Raw genomic sequence first — 15,017 nt, forward strand, 5'->3', positions numbered from 1 at the left:
GTATCAGGTTCGGTGATCCATGCTTTTGACAGAATCTCATGAGGAGCTGGTGATGGACGTGATCAAGACGGACTTCCAGGTGCTGGACGAGCGGTTCGCCCGCGTCAACGGCGACGAGTGGACGCAGCGCCTGCACACGGGCTGCCGCTGGACGGAGGGGCCGGCGTACTTCCCGGCGGGGCGCTACCTGGTGTTCAGCGACATCCCGAACGACCGCACCCTCCGCTGGGACGAGACGACGGGCCAGGTCGGCGTCTTCCGTCAGCCGTCCGGGTACGCGAACGGCCACACGGTGGACCGCCGGGGCCGGTTGATCAGCTGCGAGCAGGGTCTCCGCCGCGTGACGCGCACCGAGCCCGACGGCTCGATCACGGTGCTGGCGTCGGAGTACCGGGGCATGAGGCTGAACAGCCCGAACGACGTGGTCGAGCACTCGGACGGGTCAATCTGGTTCACCGACCCGAGTTACGGAATTGACAGCGACTACGAGGGGTACCGGGCGGAGAGCGAGATCGGGGCCTGCCACGTGTACCGCGCGGACCCGGACGGCACGGTGGAGATCGCGGCGGACGACTTCAGCCGCCCGAACGGCCTGGCGTTTTCGGCGGACGAGTCCCGGTTGTACATCGCGGACACACGCCAGACACCGAGCCACATCAGGGTGTTTTCGGTGGGCGAGAACGGCCGGCTGTCGGGCGGCGAGATCTTCGCGACGAGCGACAGCGGCGGTTTCGACGGCGTGAGGGTCGACAGCGAAGGCCACGTCTGGGCGGCGGCCCACGACGGGCTGCACTGTTTCGCGCCGGACGGAACGCGGATCGGCAAGCTGCGCATCCCGGAGGTGTGCTCGAACTTCACGTTCGGCGGCGCGCGGGGCAACGAGCTGTTCATCACGGCCTCGAGTTCGCTGTACACGCTGAGGGTGACGGTGAACGGGGCTCGCTACCCGCGCTGAGGGACCGCGGCCGGCCGGGACCGGTGTCGCGGCGAGGAACTTTCGGCGGCTGGCTCGCTTGCAGCGGCTGGCTCACTTCCGGCGGCAGGCCCACCCCCGGCGGCAGCCTACTTGCGGCGGCAGGCTCACTTTTGGCGGCAAGCTCGCCCCCGGCGGCGGCCCACTTTCCGGCGGCAAGCTCACCCCCGGCGGCGGGCCCACTTCCGGCGGAGCTCGTGTCCGGTCAGCCGGGCGTGGGCGCCTCGACCCGCTCCACCACTGCCTCGCGGCGGCGCCAAGCCCGGCTCACCCGGACCAGCCAGGCCGCCTCCGCCGCGACGTCCGCCTCCGTGTCCGGCTCCGGCTCGGGGGCCGGCTCGGGGTCCGGTTCGCGGTCGAAGCGCCTTCCCGCGCGGCCCGCCTCGATCGCCGCCGCCAGGGTCACCGCCTCGACCGTGGCCGCCACCTCCGTCTCGCGGACTCCCGCTCGGCGGGCCGCCGCCTCGGCTCGGGGTGGGAGGTCGGGGTCGAAGTGGGCTCGCAGCGCCAAGTGGCCGTCGCGGATTTCGATGACCCTGCGGTACAGCGCGAACTCCGCTCCCCCCGCCAGCTCGCGGCCCGGGTCGAGGGCGATGCCCGGGACCGCCGTGCGCAGCGCCGTCCACAGTGGCTCGATGCGGCGGTACGCCCGGTACGCGCGCACCCGGCCGATCAGCGACGACACCGCCGGGGACCAGGCGCTGAGCGTCGCCCCCGCGGCCACGAAACCGACCGTCGCCGCCGCGAGGATCGAGGACGGGAGGTCTTCGCGGGCGCCGATCCGGGCCGTGCGGGCCAGCTGGAGGACGTCGTCGACGTCCCAGAACGTCCACGCGGTCGCCGCGCCCACGCCGATGACCAGCAACCACAGCCCCGCCCGCAGCGGCCCCGGCTCCGCGTGCCACGCGCTGCGGACGAACACCGCCAGCAGCAACCCGAGGCTGATCAGGCTGTAGAGCAGGAACAACACCTTGTCGCCCAAGGCGAACGGCAGGTCCGCGCCCGAAAAAACCGTGTCGTCGCCGACGCGCCGCGGTTCGGACAGCGCGAAGCAGACCGCCAGCAGCACCATCGTCGCCCCGGTGAACAGCGCGTGCGGGGCGAGCCGGGCGCTGTCGCCGCGCCACACCGACTGGGTGAAGGCCACCGCGAAGCCGATCGCGCCCAGTTTCAGCTCGTCGCCGGCCAAGCTCAGGACCCACTCGGCCACCGGGCCGGGGCCGGCGAGGGCCGACATCGCCGGCGTCAGCACGACGATGCCGGTGGCGATGCAGATGCCGAACCCGGCGAGGAACCACATCGTGCGCGGCGGCTGGCTGCGGCGCGCCTCGATCAGCTTGTACCCGAACCCGGCGAACCCCGCGAGGCAGAGGTAGTAGGCGAGGCTTTCGATCACGGCGTGCGGCGGCCGAACAGGGAATCGAAGCGCCGCACGCCGTCCGGGACGCCGGGCGCGGGTTCGCGGGGCTCGGCGGGCCGGACCACGCGCTGCGCGAGCAGGGTCGCGACCAGTTCGGCTTCGCGTTCCTCGGCGGCCGAGTAGGTGGTGCGCCCGAGCACGCGCCGGACGAGCTCGGGCGAGAGGTTCGGCATGAGCTGCCGCCCGGCGGCGGCATCGATCGCGACGCCGTCCGCGCCCGCGTCGGCGCCGACGTGCCCGCACAGCAGGTGCCCGACCTCGTGCAGCAGGATGTGCCGCCGGTGCAGGGCGGTCGTGTTGGTCGGGTAGAGGATGTAGTCGGCGCGTTCGGTGCTCATCAGCAGTCCGCAGGGCGCGCCTTCGGGAGCGCTGACGGGCATCAGCTCGATGGGACGCCCCCGCTCGGCGGCCAGCGCCGCGACGAAGCCCTCGGCGTCGAAGGGTTCGGGCAGACTCACGGCATCGGCGACTTCGCGGGCCCGTTTCCACAGCGACCGGGCCGGTCGCCGCCGCAAGGATGGTCGCGCCACTCTCAGGCCTCCCTCGCCACGCCCCGGCCGAACGGCTTCGGCAGGTTCAACGCGGCAAAGCGCGTGTGGTTGCGCGGCCGGGGGAAAATCCGACGCGCGGACGCCGCACATGGTTCCACACCGGCGTTCCGGGACCGGGACCGGCGGTTCGCGTCCGCGGCCGGCTCCGACGGCGAACGCACCGCCACTCTCAGCTCTCCTTCTTCGGGCCGCCGCGGCCGGCCTCCCTCCGGGCGATCGCGTCGATCATGTCGCTGATCGTGTCCAGGCCGTCCGAGGACAACGTCACCGCGCGCAGCGCCAGGTCCCGGACCCCCGCGTCGCGCAGGGCGCCCAGCAACGCCAGCTCCTCCGCGATCTTCCGGCTCTGCTCGTCGTCGAAGAAGTACGCCGGGGGCACGCCGAAGAACTGGGCCAGTGCCTCGAGGTGCCGCTTGGTCGGGTTGTCGCGGCGGCCCGTGCGGAGCTGCCACAAGTACGTCGTCGAGAAGCTCTCGCCCGTCGCTTCGCGGCAGGCCTTGGCGACCTCTTCGTTGCTGTACGGCTCCCGATCGGGCCTGCGGACCACGTGGAACAGCCGGTCGATCTTGTCGGCCAGCGTCGACTTTCCGGGCTCCTTGACCACGATGCACTCCCTCAGCTACCAGGCGTATTCATCCTAGCTGAAAGGCGCACCTCCACCATCAACCCGAGTTCGCCCGTGGCCGCGGCTGGCACCGCGGGCACGAGAACGACGAACGGTTCATGAACGGCTCCCGCCGGATCGCCGTGCCGCACCGGTGGCACGGCATCCCCTCCTGGCCGTACGCGTCCAGCGACCGGTCGAAGTACCCCGATTGCCCGTTCACGTTCACGTACAGCGCGTCGAACGACGTGCCGCCCGCCCCCAGGGCGGCGTTCATCACGTCCGACGCCGCCGACAGCAGCTCGCGGCCCTTCGCCATGGTGAGCTTCTCGGTCGGCCGGGCCCAGTGCAGGCGCGCCCGCCACAACGCTTCGTCCGCGTAGATGTTGCCGATGCCCGACACCAGCGTCTGGTCGAGCAGCGCGCGCTTGACCTCCGTGCGCCGGGACCGCAGCGTGCGCACCGCCGCGTCGAGGTCGAACTCCGGGTCCATCGGGTCGCGGGCGATGTGGGCGATCGTGTCCGGGAGCAGGACGTCCCCGCCGATGTCGCTGAGGTCGTCCAGCGCCAGGCCGCCGAACGTCCTCTGATCGACGAACCGCAGCTCCGGCCCGTCGTCGTCGAAGCGCAGCCGCACCCGCAGGTGCTTCTCGTCCGGCGCGTCCTCCGGCTGGACGAGCATCTGCCCGCTCATGCCGAGGTGGGCCAGCAGCGCCTCCTTGTCGGAGAGCTCCAGCCACAGGTACTTGCCCCGGCGCCGCGCCGCCTCGACGCGGGTGCCGGCGAGCCGCTGCGTGAAGTCCTCCGCGCCCAGGGCGTGCCGGCGGATGGCGCGCGGGTGCAGGACCTCCGCCTGGCGGATGGTCCGCCCCGCGACGTGCGCCTGCAGGCCCAGGCGGACGACTTCGACCTCGGGAAGTTCGGGCATGCGGCCATTGTGCCCGGGGGGTCCGACATTTCTTGAAAAGGCACCTACGGCGCGGTGGGCCCGACGTCGGCTTTCGCCAGCGGAACCCGGGTCGTTCCCGAGGCGAAGTACTCGTCGGCGCCGACGTCGAAGGTGCCCGAGCGGGTCTGCAGGTCGAAGTCCTTCGCCGCGTACGGGTACGACCCCACGCCGGCGTTGACCGCGGGGCTGCCCGACGCCAGCCGGTAGAGCCCGGCCGCGTCCTTGACCAGCTTCGGGTCGACGTTCCGCGACGGCATCCCGGCGGTGCCGCCGAAGGTGATGTTGCCCTCGTACTTGACCGTCGACCCGCTCGGCAGCGTCACCAGCGTCCCCGAGGTGCCTTTGACGATGTTGTCCGCGACCACGCAGTCCTTCGGCTTGAAGTCGCCGCCGTCGCCGTCGATGACGCTGTTCGACCCGATCACCGTGTTGTAGGCGACGGTGTCCCGGTCCGGGCGGTCGTGCAGCTTGCTCGTCGGCCCGCTGTCGGCCTCGTCGCCCGAACCGAACACGATCGCCCGCCCGCCGGAGTTCGCGACGTAGTTGCCGACGATCTTGTGGTCGTTGCCGTGGAACCGGATCCCCGAATCGAAGAGCACATTGCCTTCGACCGTGCTGCGGTTGCCGTGGCGCAGCACGATGTAGCCCTTGCTGTCGCGGATGGTGTTGTAGCGGATGACGTTGTCGGACGACTTGACCGAGATCGCCTCGCTGTCGCCGTCGGCCTTCTCGAAGAGGTTGTATTCGAGGATGGCGTGCGCGGAGTAGGACTGGTGGTTGCTCAGCCCGAGCCGGATCGATTCGCCGCCGTTGTCGCCGCTGAACTGGTGGTTGAAGAAGTAGTTGTGGTGCACGTGGACGTTCTGCGCCATGGCGGCCGAGGGGCCGAGGATCTGCAGGAACACGCCCTGGCTGGTGCGGTTCTGGAAGACGTTGTGGTCGACCTCGGTGTCGTCACCGTTGACCGAGACCCAGTTGCCGTCGCCGGTGAGCTGGAAGTCGTTGCGGGACAAGCGGTTGTGCGACGCCCCGGCCGGGACGCTCAGGGAAGCGCTTCCCCGGAACTTGAACCCCTGCAGCACGACGTGGTGGACACCGCCGGCGAAGGAGAACGTCTTCGAGCCGGTGATCGTCGCCTTGCCGGTGTGCTCGGCGGCGATCGTCACCGGTGCCGAAGCCGTGCCGGACCGTTTGATCGACAGCGTCGAACTCGCGGAGTAGGAACCGTCGGCCAGGACGATCGTGTCCCCGGCGTTCGCCTTGTCCAGCGCCGACTGCAGCGCGGACAGGGAGGTGACGCGGACCTGCGCGGCCGACGCCGGCGAGCCGGGGACGACGACGAGCGCCGCGGCGATCAGGGGTACGAAGAGCAGACGCATCCGCCAAACCTCTCAGTGAGCACGGGGCGGCGGATGTCCACACGCTACTGAGCGGTCCGGCAAAGCGTCAACGAGGGTTCCCGCTGATCAGGACTCCGGTTCGGCCTTCTGCTGGGCCTCGAGTTCGGCGGACAGCGAACGCCAGGCCGTCTCGGCGGCCTTCTGCTCGGCTTCCTTCTTCGTCGACCCGGTGCCGTGGCCGAGGGGACGGCCGGCGACCAGCACGGTGGCCGTGAACTCCTTGCGGTGGTCCGGCCCGGTGTCCTCGACCTTGTACTCGGGCACGCCGAGCCCGGCCGACGCCGTCAGCTCCTGCAGGCTCGTCTTCCAGTCGAGCCCGGCCCCGCGCAGCGGCGCTTCGGCGAGCAGCGGGTCGAAGAGGTGGTGCACGAGCTTGCGGGCGATCTCGATGCCGTGCTCGAGGTAGGCGGCGCCGATGACGGCTTCCAGCCCGTCGGCGAGGATGCTCGCCTTGTCCCGGCCGCCGGTGAGCTCTTCGCCCTTGCCGAGCAGCAGGTGCGCCCCGAGCCCGCCCTCGCCGAGCCCGCGGGCCACCCGCGCCAGTGCGTGCATGTTGACCACGCTGGCGCGGAGCTTCGCGAGCTGCCCTTCGGGCAGGTCGGGGTGTGTGGTGTAGAGGTGATCGGTGACGACGAGGCTGAGCACGGCATCACCGAGGAACTCCAGCCGCTCGTTCGGCGGCAGACCTCCGTTTTCGTACGCGTACGAACGGTGGGTCAGCGAAAGCCGGAGCAGCTCGGGGTCCAAGGTGACCCCGAGCGCTTCGAGCAACAGCGCCCGATCGGCTACTGGTCCCCCGGGCGTCTTGCCCCCCATGTCGGCTACCCGATCAGGCGGGCTCGACGACCTGGCGGCCGTTGTGCTGGCCGCACGACGGGCACGCGACGTGCTGGAGCTTCGGCTGCTTGCAGGCGCGGTTGGAGCAGGGCACCAGTTGCACCGGAGCCGCCTTCCACTGGCTGCGGCGGGAGCGCGTGTTGGATCGCGACATCTTCCGCTTCGGGACGGCCACGAGTAGATCTCCTTATGACGGTCTGCTCGCGGTCGTGCGAGCGAACTTTCCTCCGGAACGAGCTGGGGCGCTCGTCAGGCTTGCTCAGCTGGGCCCAGGCTTTTCGCCCGCGTTCTCGTCGAAGCGCTCGACGAGTGCGGCCCACCGAGGGTCTATCTTCTCATGCCCGTGTCCGGGCTCGAGATCGGCCCACTTGACGCCGCAGTCCGTGCAGAGCCCGGCGCAGTCCTCGGTGCACAGCGGGGCCAGCGGGAGGGCCAGCACGATCGCGTCGCGCACGATGGGCTCGAGGTCGATCTTGTCGTCGACCAGCCGGGGGATCTCGTCCTCGTCGGTGGTCTCCTCGGTGGCCGAGCCGGGGTAGGCGAACAGCTCCTGGACCTCGACCTCGACCTCTTCGGTCAGCGGGTCGAGGCAGCGGGCGCAGGTGCCCTTCGCGGTGGCCGTGGCGGTGCCGCTGACGAGGACGCCTTCGACGACGGACTCGAGCAGCAGGTCGAGGTCCAGCTCGGAGCCGGCTTCGATGGTGATGACATCGGGGACGCCGAGCGGCGTCTCCACCGGCACGCTGCGCTTGACGGCGCGGCTGAGACCGGCGTGACGGCCGAGCTCACGGGTGTCGATCACCCACGGGCTGCGGTCGTCGAGCTGGGGGGTCTTGTTCTCGGACATCCAGTCCAGGGTACGCACTGGTCGCCACCCCTTTTGAGCAGGCACCCGGCGGGGCGCTCCCTCTGGGGCGGGTTCGGTCGCTGCTGGTCTCTGCTCGGAGGTGCGGCTGAGTTGGGCGGGGTTCGGGTGCCCACCACCCCGAAGCCGCAGCTGTGGGGCGCTCCGGCGGTGTCGCGAATGACTCATTCGGGACGTCGGAGGTCTCGAATGAGTCATTCGCGACCTTCGCGGAGTGCCAGCAACCCCGCATCAGCAGACCTTGCCGGGCCCCACCCGCTTCAGGCATGGCTCCGGTACAGCCGGTCACTGCTGCCTGGTGGAAGGGGGTCCCGCTGGTTGGTCTCTGCCCGGCTCGGGTGGCTCCGGGTGCCCACCACCCCGAAGCCGGGATTGTCACTACGGCCGGTGGTACCGCGTCAAGGCGGGAAAGCGTGCCTTGACCCGGCACCACCGGCCGCGTGCTGGCTTCGGATCGGGGTGGCCGGGCAGGTCTGGGCGGGGTGCAAGTCCGGCGTCGACGTCCCGTTTCGGTGAGCGAGGCAGCTTCCGGGCGCACCGGCTTCGCCGGAGCGCGCCCTCTCAAGGCAGGGCCCGGCAATGTTCCGCCGGTGTGGGTGTCTGCACTCCTCGAAGGTCGCGAATGACTCATTCGGGACGTCCGAGGTCGCGAATGAGTCATTCGCGACGCTGCAGGCCCAGCGCCGCGCCGAGAGACTCGTCACACCTGGTAGTCGTAGAGCGTCGGCCGGCCGCCTGAACTCGGCAGGTTCGCCGGCGACCGCAGGTGGTTGCGCCCCGAATCCACCGTTCGCAGTGTTGTCGCCAGCAGCTCCGAGAACTCCGCCAGCTTCCCGTCCACGTACGCGTCGCAGTCCGCGCGCTGGCGGTCCGCCTCCGCGTGGGCCTCGTCCACGATGCGGGCCGACTCCGCGTGGGCCGCCTGGACCACCTCGGTCTGGGCCACCAGCCGGGCCTGCTCTGCCCGGCCGTCCTCGATTGCCCGGTCGTACGCGTCGCGGCCTGCCTGGATCATGCGCTCGGACTCCGCGCGGGAGCGGTCCGTGAGGTTCTGATACTCCGCCTGGCCCGCCGCGACCGTGCGATCCGCCTGGTCGTGCGCGTCGGCGAGCATCTGCTCCGCACGAGCGCGCGCGTCGGCGAGGATGCGCTCCGCCTCGTCCGTCGCGTCGGCGATCGTTCGCTCGGCCTCGGCGTTGGCGCCCGCCACCGTTTCGCCCGCTTCCTTGCGGGCCGCGTGGATCAGGTCGTCGCGCTTGTCGAGGACGTCCTGGGCGTCGTCGATCTCCGCCGGCAGTGCGTCGCGGACGTCGTCGAGGAGCTCCAGCACGTCGCCGCGGGGCACGACGCAGCTGGCCGTCATCGGGACGCCGCGCGCCTCCTCGACGATGGTCACGAGCTCGTCGAGCGCCTCGAAAACCCGGTACACGGCAACTCCAATCCCCTGTCGCTATGGACCAGTCTGCCCGCATCCGGCGCCGAAGCGGTGAACGCGACCGGCGCCGGGCGTGTCCCCCTGGACCACGCCCGGCGCCGGAGTTCCTAGGGCAGCGCGAAGGCCGGATCGGTGATCACCCGCTCGAGCTGCTCCTCGCTCAGCTGCACCGAGTCGGCGGCGTCGCCGGCGGCGTCCGCGAGCGTCACCATGGACCCGTCGGCCCGGTGGAGGGCGCCGTCGAAGCCGCGCAGCTTCGTGAGCCCCCCGGTGGTCACGACGCCGCTTTCGAACACCAGCAGCACCGCCCCGCCCGGCTGGGGGATCCGGTCGCAGCGCAGGGCGATCGACGCCGGCTCGGCGCACGACCGGACCACGGGCACGTGGTCGTCCGGCGCGTCCCGGCCGTACACCGTCAGCTGGAAGGACCCGGGCCGCCCGGCCGCGTCGACGAACTCGGCGGTCACGCTCATCCTCGCGGGTGACACCGCGTCGGCCGACGACGTGCCCACGCTCAGGTGCCGGAGCCCGGGGAACACCCCGGCCACGGCGTCGCCGAGCGCCTGCCGGATCCGCGCCTGCTCGGCGAGCGGCGGCGGGGACGGCGGCGAGGCGGCCGGGGGAACCGGCGCCGGGTCCGGCGCGAACACCGCCACGGCCGCGGCGGCCGAGGCCACGGCGAGGGTCCCGGTGATCCCGGCGCGGCGCCGGCGGACGTCCCGGGCCGCCCGGTCGGCGAGCGCGTCGGGGTCGAAGCCCAGCGGCGGTTCCGGGACGGCCACCTCGCGCAGGCGGGTCTCGAGGTCGGTCATCACGCGCTCCTCTCCGCGCTGTGCTCGAGCAGGCCCCGGAGGGTCTCGAGCCCGCGGGCGGCCTGGCTCCGGACGGTTCCCTCCGAGCAGCGCAGCACGTCCGCGACCGCCGCTGCCGGCAGGTCCGCGCAATAGCGGAGGACGACGGCGGCGCGCTGCTTCGGCGGGACTTCGGCGAGGGCGCGCAGGAGCGGGCCGGAAATCCCGGTCTCGGTCAGGACGGCGGGCCGGTCCGGCACGACGCCGTCCCGGCGTTCGCGGCGCCGCCACGGCCGCCGGGACTCGTCGAGCCAGCAGCGCAGCAGGACCTGCCGGGCGTAGTTGTCGACGGGCCCGCGCCGGGTGATCTTCGGCCAGACCCGGTACAGCTTGATCAGCGTCAGCTGGACGAGGTCCTCCGCGAGGTGCCAGTCGCCGCACAGCAGGTACGCCGTCCGTCTCAGCGCGAAGGCGCGTGCCCGGGCGAACTCCCGGAAGTCCGCGTCGTCCGCAGCCCGCATCGCGCCTCCTCGTCCGTCTTCCGGTGTACCTCACGGACGAGGGGGCGCGGCGCGTTGCACGGGCTCAGGAATTCAGGTCGATCCGCTCGAAGGTGGCGTAGCGGTCGGGCGTGTAGGCCAGCTCGCCGGCCTTGCCGGAGATCACGCGGTCGTTCGCGGCGACGGCGAAGAGCTTGTAGTGACCGGACGCGCAGGCCGGGAGCACGCCTTCGCGGTTCTCGTAGGTCGTCCCGGCCGAGGTGCCGTTCCGCACGTTGTTCACGACGGTCTTCGCCGCCGACGACAGCTGCGAGTAGCCGATCTCGGCCAGGCCGGACAGGTCGCCGCAGGCGTGCGTCGTGCCGCCGCTGATGTCGATGACCTTGAAGGTGGCGTAGTGGTCGCCGGTGTAGAAGTACTCGCCGGCGCTGCCGGTCACGATGCGGCGCGTGCCGCGGGTGCTCGAGCCCGGCGTCGGCACCGTGTACTCGTGGTAGTAGCCCGACGCGCAGGCCGGGAGGATGCCTTCCCGATTGTCGAAGACGACGCCGTCGTTCTTCGGGTACGGGAACGGCCCGTTCGTCTGGATCAGCCGGTACGTCGTCGTCGCTTCGGCGGGCAGCGCCGAGAGCGTCGTGTGCGAGAAGCCCGACAGGTTCCCGCAGGCGTTCTGCGCGGCGACGGCCGGGGACGGCGCGGTGACCCCGGCGAACAGCGTCGCCAAGAGCGCGAACAGGACGGCAGCCAGGCGCGATCGGTAGTTGGTCATTTTCGGACCGTAACCCGATCGGATGATTTGCAGGAGACGTGGACATGAACTCCGGGTCGAAGTCCCGACGAACGGAGGGTCAGGGCCTCAGCTTCGGGAACTTCTCCGACAGCCGCTCGTAGACGACCGGCGGCACGAAGCGCTCGATGTCGCCGCCGAGCGCCGAGATCTCCTTGACCAGCGAGCTGGACACGAAGCCGTACGCCGGGTTGTTCGCCATCAGCAGCGTCTCGACGCCGGTGAGCTCGCGGTTCATCTGCGCCATCTGCAGCTCGTAGTCGAAGTCGCTGACCGAGCGCAGGCCCTTGACGACCGCCGCGATGTCGTTGTCGCGGCAGTAATCGACCAGCAGGCCCTCCCACGAGTCGATCCGCACGTTGCCGAGCTTCGCGGTGATCTCGCCGAGGATCTCGAGCCGTTCGGAGACCTCGAAGAGCCCCTTCTTCGACCGGTTGACCCCGACGGCGACGACGACCTCGTCGAACAGCCGGCTGGCCCGTTCGATGATGTCGAGGTGGCCGTTGGTGGCCGGGTCGTAGGAACCGGGACAGACCGCACGCCGCATGGCGCGGACGCTACCGTGCCGCACCCGGTCTCCGCCGCGTGGTTCACGCCACAGCCGTGTACTCCGCCCAGAACACGGCCGTGTCGCCGTACTTCTTCGCGCGCGCCGGCTCGAAGCCCGGCGGCCAGTCCGGCTCGCCGTCGCGGGCCGCGCGCTCGATCACCACCAGCGCCGATGCCGTCAGCCAGCCGCCCGCGGCCAGCGAGGCCAGCACGGACCCGAGCGCGGCCGCGTCCACGGCGTACGGCGGGTCGGCCAGCACGAGGTCGAACGGCGACGGCGCGGGCGCGGCGACCACCGCCTCGACCTGCCCCGCCCGGACCGTGCCGCCCAGGCGCAGCGCCGCGACGTTGCCGCGCAGGACGTCCACCGCACGCCGGTCGGACTCCACGAACAACGCGTCCGCCGCGCCCCGCGAGAGGGCTTCGAGGCCGAGCGCGCCGGAGCCGGCGTAGAGGTCGAGGACGCGGGCGCCGTCCAGCTCGCCCGCCGTCTCCAGAGCGTTGAACAGGGCTTCCCGCACGCGTTCGGACGTCGGCCGGGTGCCCTTCGGCGGCACCTTCAGCCGCCGTCCGCCCGCCGTCCCGGCCACGATCCTGGTCACCCCCCGATTGTGCGGGGACGGCCTGCCGAGCGGATGACCGGGACACGGGTGTCCCCGCCCGGGCCACCGCGTAGAGTCGTTCTTCGCCCTCGGAGGCGATCCCAAAGCTGTCAAGGAGCCATGCGTGTCCGAACCTCGGGTCAGACGGGCCGAGATCGCCATCGAGCAAGCCCACGTCGATCGCGTGTACACCCGTCTGGACGAACTGCGGGTCCAGGCCGAGGCCATGCGGACGAAGGGCTACGAGATCGGCCAGGGAGCGCAGCGCGAGGCGATCTTCGAGCAGGCGTCCATGCTGTTCGAGCGCGACATGATGGTCTACCACGCCAACCAGACGCTGCAGACGCTCGACGCCGAGTACGAAGGCCTGGTCTTCGGCCGGCTCGACGACCGCGAGGGAGAACGCACCTACGTCGGCCGGCTCGGCATCCGCGACGCCGAGTTCGACAACCTCGTCACGGACTGGCGCGCGCCGGCCGCGGCGGCGTTCTACCAGGCCACGGCCGAGGAACCGATGGACGTGGTGCGGCGGCGGGTGATCCGCTGCTCGGGCCAGAACGTCCTCGACGTCGACGACGACGTCCTGATCGCCGACGCCGTCCCCGAGGACATGCAGATCGTCGGCGAGGGCGCGCTGATGGCCGCGCTGGGGCGTTCGCGCGGCGAGAAGATGCGCGACATCGTCGCGACCATCCAGAAGGAGCAGGACGAGGTCATCCGGGCGCCGTGGCGCGGGGTCACCGAGATCACCGGCGGGCCGGGCACCGGCAAGACCGCGGTGGCGCTGCACCGCGCGGCCTACCTGCTGTACCGCTACCGCCGTCAGCTCGGCGGCGCCGGCGTGCTCGTGATCGGGCCGTCGGGCGTGTTCACCAGCTACATCTCGCGGGTGCTCCCCTCCATGGGTGAGACGAACGTCGAACTGCGCGCGCTCGGCGAAGTCCTCGACGGCCTGGAGGCGACGCGGCAGGACGCCTCGCCGCTCGCCGCCGTCAAGGGGTCGCTGCGGATGCGGAAGGTGCTGCTGCGGGCGCTGCGGGACACGCCGCCGGAGGCGCCGGAGGAGATGCGGATCGTCTACCGCGGCGAAGTCTTGAAGCTGGGCGCGCGCGAGCTGGAGAAGGTGCGTCGCAAGGCCCACACGCAGGGCGCGCCGCCGAACCGGTCGCGGATCCGGGCGGCCGAGCTGCTGCTGGACGCCCTCGCCGCGAAGGCCGAGGAGCACGCGAAGGACGACGGCCGGCAGATCGACCGCGCCGAGCTGATCACCGACCTGGGCGAGCGGATCGACTTCCACCGCTTCCTGGTCGTCTGGTGGCCGGTGCTGTACCCGGCGCAGATCCTCAAGTGGCTGGGCGAGGAGAAGCGGCTGGCCGCGGCGGCGAAGGGCATCCTGAACCGCCAGGAGATCTCGATGCTGGCCGCGGACTTCGCGGACCGCTCGCGGGGCTGGTCGATCGCGGACGTGGCGTTGCTCGACGAGCTGCGCGTCCTGGTCGGGCCCCCGCCGAAGCGCAAGCGGCGCCAGGTGATCGAGGTCGAGCCGGAGCGCTCGGGCGGCGCGCCGACGCGGCCGGAGCACTACGACGAGTACTCGCACGTGGTCGTCGACGAGTCCCAGGACCTGTCGCCGATGCAGTGGCGCATGGTCGGCCGGCGCGGCAAGTACGCGAGCTGGACGGTGGTCGGCGACCCGGTCCAGAGCTCGTGGCCGGACCCGGCGGAGGCGGCTTCGGCCCGCGACCAGGCGTTCGGCGTCAAGACGGCCCGGCGCCGGTTCACGTTGCGCACGAACTACCGCAACTCGGCGGAGATCTTCGACCTGGCGGCGAAGGTGGTGGCGGGGCACGCGGAGTCCGGCGAGCTGCCGGTGGCGGTCCGCCGCACCGGAGTGGAGCCGGAGGTCCGCCCGGTCGAGGCACCGGGCCTGGCGGCGGCAACCCAGGCGGCGGTGAAGGAGCTGCTGGGCGCGGTGGAGGGAACGGTCGGCGTCATCACGGCGATGGACCGGGTCCCGGAGGTCGCGGGCTGGCTGTCGGGGCAGGCGGACGAGCGGCTGAAGATCGTGGGCAGCCTGGACTCGAAGGGCCTCGAGTACGACGCGGTGGTGCTGGTGGAGCCGAACGACTTGATCACGGAGTCGACGACCGGGCGCCGGGTGCTGTACGTGGCACTGACCCGGGCGACGCAGCAGCTGATCGTGTTGGCCTCGAACCCGGACTGGATCCCGGCGGCCTGAGGCTGGTCGGTTCCGAAGGACCGGGGTGCCTGACGGGGTTGCTCACAACCCGGTGGGGCTGGGGACAGCTCCGGCCCCGGCAGCGGTTTTCCGGCATCGAAGTCGGACCCCCTCGATACGCTGGAGCGGGGCGGCTCCCCCAGGGAGGGTGGGCGCTGCGGCGCTGCGGCGCTGCGGCTCTGCGGCTCTGCGGCTCTGCGGCTCTGCGGCTCTGCGGCTCTGCGGCTCTGCGGCTCTGCGGCTCTGCGGCGCTGCGGCCAAGTCGGAGCGCCTACCAGGCGCTTCACCGGCTCGAACGGCACGTTGACGCCGGACTTGCACCCCGCCCAGGCCTGCCCCGCCGCCCCGATCCGAAGCCAGAACACGGCCGGTGGTGCCGGGTCAAGGCACGCTTTCCCGCCTTGACGCGGTACCACCGGCCGTAGTGACAATCCCGGCTTCGGGGTGGTGGGCACCCGAACCCCGCCCAAGTCACCGCACCTCCGGGCCGAGATCGGCCGGCGTACCCAAAGGAC

16 protein-coding genes are annotated in these 15,017 nt (G+C 71.5%); 2 read left to right on the forward strand and 14 right to left on the reverse strand.

Going from position 1 to position 15,017, the window contains the following annotated elements; genetic code table 11:
- Positions 1–52 precede the first annotated feature (52 nt).
- The gene (locus H5965_RS32420) at positions 53–955 is read left to right on the forward strand and encodes an SMP-30/gluconolactonase/LRE family protein (protein ID WP_310974581.1); all 903 of its coding nucleotides are present in this window, start codon (positions 53–55) and stop codon (positions 953–955) included.
- 223 nt (positions 956–1,178) lie between these two features.
- On the opposite strand, the gene H5965_RS32425 is transcribed toward H5965_RS32420, so the two are convergent.
- From H5965_RS32425 to rsmD, 14 genes are all read right to left on the reverse strand, one after another.
- The gene (locus H5965_RS32425; protein WP_310974582.1) at positions 1,179–2,369 is read right to left on the reverse strand and encodes an MAB_1171c family putative transporter; all 1,191 of its coding nucleotides are present in this window, start codon (positions 2,367–2,369) and stop codon (positions 1,179–1,181) included.
- Positions 2,366–2,851: a hypothetical protein gene (locus H5965_RS32430; RefSeq protein WP_310974583.1), complete on the reverse strand. Its 486-nt coding sequence runs from the start codon at positions 2,849–2,851 to the stop codon at positions 2,366–2,368. The genes H5965_RS32425 and H5965_RS32430 overlap by 4 nt, the downstream gene beginning before the upstream one ends.
- Positions 2,852–3,113: 262 nt before the next feature.
- Positions 3,114–3,548, reverse strand: coding sequence for a helix-turn-helix domain-containing protein (locus tag H5965_RS32435; RefSeq protein ID WP_013223693.1), 435 nt, complete (start codon positions 3,546–3,548; stop codon positions 3,114–3,116).
- A gap of 58 nt (positions 3,549–3,606) precedes the next feature.
- Complete coding sequence (gene mutM / locus H5965_RS32440; protein WP_310974584.1) at positions 3,607–4,476, reverse strand: bifunctional DNA-formamidopyrimidine glycosylase/DNA-(apurinic or apyrimidinic site) lyase; 870 nt, start codon at positions 4,474–4,476, stop codon at positions 3,607–3,609.
- Positions 4,477–4,520: 44 nt separating this feature from the next.
- A complete protein-coding gene (locus H5965_RS32445; RefSeq protein ID WP_310974585.1) occupies positions 4,521–5,876 on the reverse strand; it encodes a polysaccharide lyase 6 family protein in 1,356 nt (451 codons plus the stop codon).
- A gap of 87 nt (positions 5,877–5,963) precedes the next feature.
- Positions 5,964–6,713: a ribonuclease III gene (rnc, locus tag H5965_RS32450; protein ID WP_310974586.1), complete on the reverse strand. Its 750-nt coding sequence runs from the start codon at positions 6,711–6,713 to the stop codon at positions 5,964–5,966.
- Between the two features lie 13 nt (positions 6,714–6,726).
- Positions 6,727–6,909, reverse strand: a complete 183-nt coding sequence (gene rpmF / locus H5965_RS32455; RefSeq protein WP_003090635.1) for a 50S ribosomal protein L32 — start codon at positions 6,907–6,909, stop codon at positions 6,727–6,729.
- 84 nt (positions 6,910–6,993) lie between these two features.
- Positions 6,994–7,581 carry a YceD family protein gene (locus H5965_RS32460; RefSeq protein ID WP_310974587.1) on the reverse strand — a complete coding sequence of 196 codons (588 nt, stop codon included), beginning with the start codon at positions 7,579–7,581 and terminating at the stop codon, positions 6,994–6,996.
- 718 nt (positions 7,582–8,299) lie between these two features.
- Positions 8,300–9,028, reverse strand: a complete 729-nt coding sequence (locus H5965_RS32465; protein ID WP_003090632.1) for a DivIVA domain-containing protein — start codon at positions 9,026–9,028, stop codon at positions 8,300–8,302.
- A 113-nt stretch (positions 9,029–9,141) separates the two neighbouring features.
- Positions 9,142–9,846: a hypothetical protein gene (locus H5965_RS32470; protein ID WP_310974588.1), complete on the reverse strand. Its 705-nt coding sequence runs from the start codon at positions 9,844–9,846 to the stop codon at positions 9,142–9,144.
- Positions 9,846–10,346, reverse strand: a complete 501-nt coding sequence (locus H5965_RS32475; RefSeq protein ID WP_310974589.1) for a sigma-70 family RNA polymerase sigma factor — start codon at positions 10,344–10,346, stop codon at positions 9,846–9,848. The genes H5965_RS32470 and H5965_RS32475 overlap by 1 nt, the downstream gene beginning before the upstream one ends.
- Before the next feature lie 64 nt (positions 10,347–10,410).
- Positions 10,411–11,094, reverse strand: coding sequence for a ribonuclease domain-containing protein (locus H5965_RS32480; protein WP_310974590.1), 684 nt, complete (start codon positions 11,092–11,094; stop codon positions 10,411–10,413).
- 79 nt (positions 11,095–11,173) lie between these two features.
- A complete protein-coding gene (gene coaD / locus H5965_RS32485; RefSeq protein WP_310974591.1) occupies positions 11,174–11,659 on the reverse strand; it encodes a pantetheine-phosphate adenylyltransferase in 486 nt (161 codons plus the stop codon).
- Positions 11,660–11,702: 43 nt separating this feature from the next.
- Positions 11,703–12,263, reverse strand: coding sequence for a 16S rRNA (guanine(966)-N(2))-methyltransferase RsmD (gene rsmD / locus H5965_RS32490; RefSeq protein WP_310974592.1), 561 nt, complete (start codon positions 12,261–12,263; stop codon positions 11,703–11,705).
- 124 nt (positions 12,264–12,387) lie between these two features.
- Between rsmD and H5965_RS32495 the strand changes: the two genes are divergently transcribed.
- A complete protein-coding gene (locus H5965_RS32495) occupies positions 12,388–14,502 on the forward strand; it encodes an ATP-binding domain-containing protein (RefSeq protein WP_310974593.1) in 2,115 nt (704 codons plus the stop codon).
- Positions 14,503–15,017: the final 515 nt, after the last annotated feature.

Origin of the sequence: Amycolatopsis sp. 505 (genome assembly GCF_031625235.1) — a bacterium.
GTDB lineage: Bacteria > Actinomycetota > Actinomycetes > Mycobacteriales > Pseudonocardiaceae > Amycolatopsis.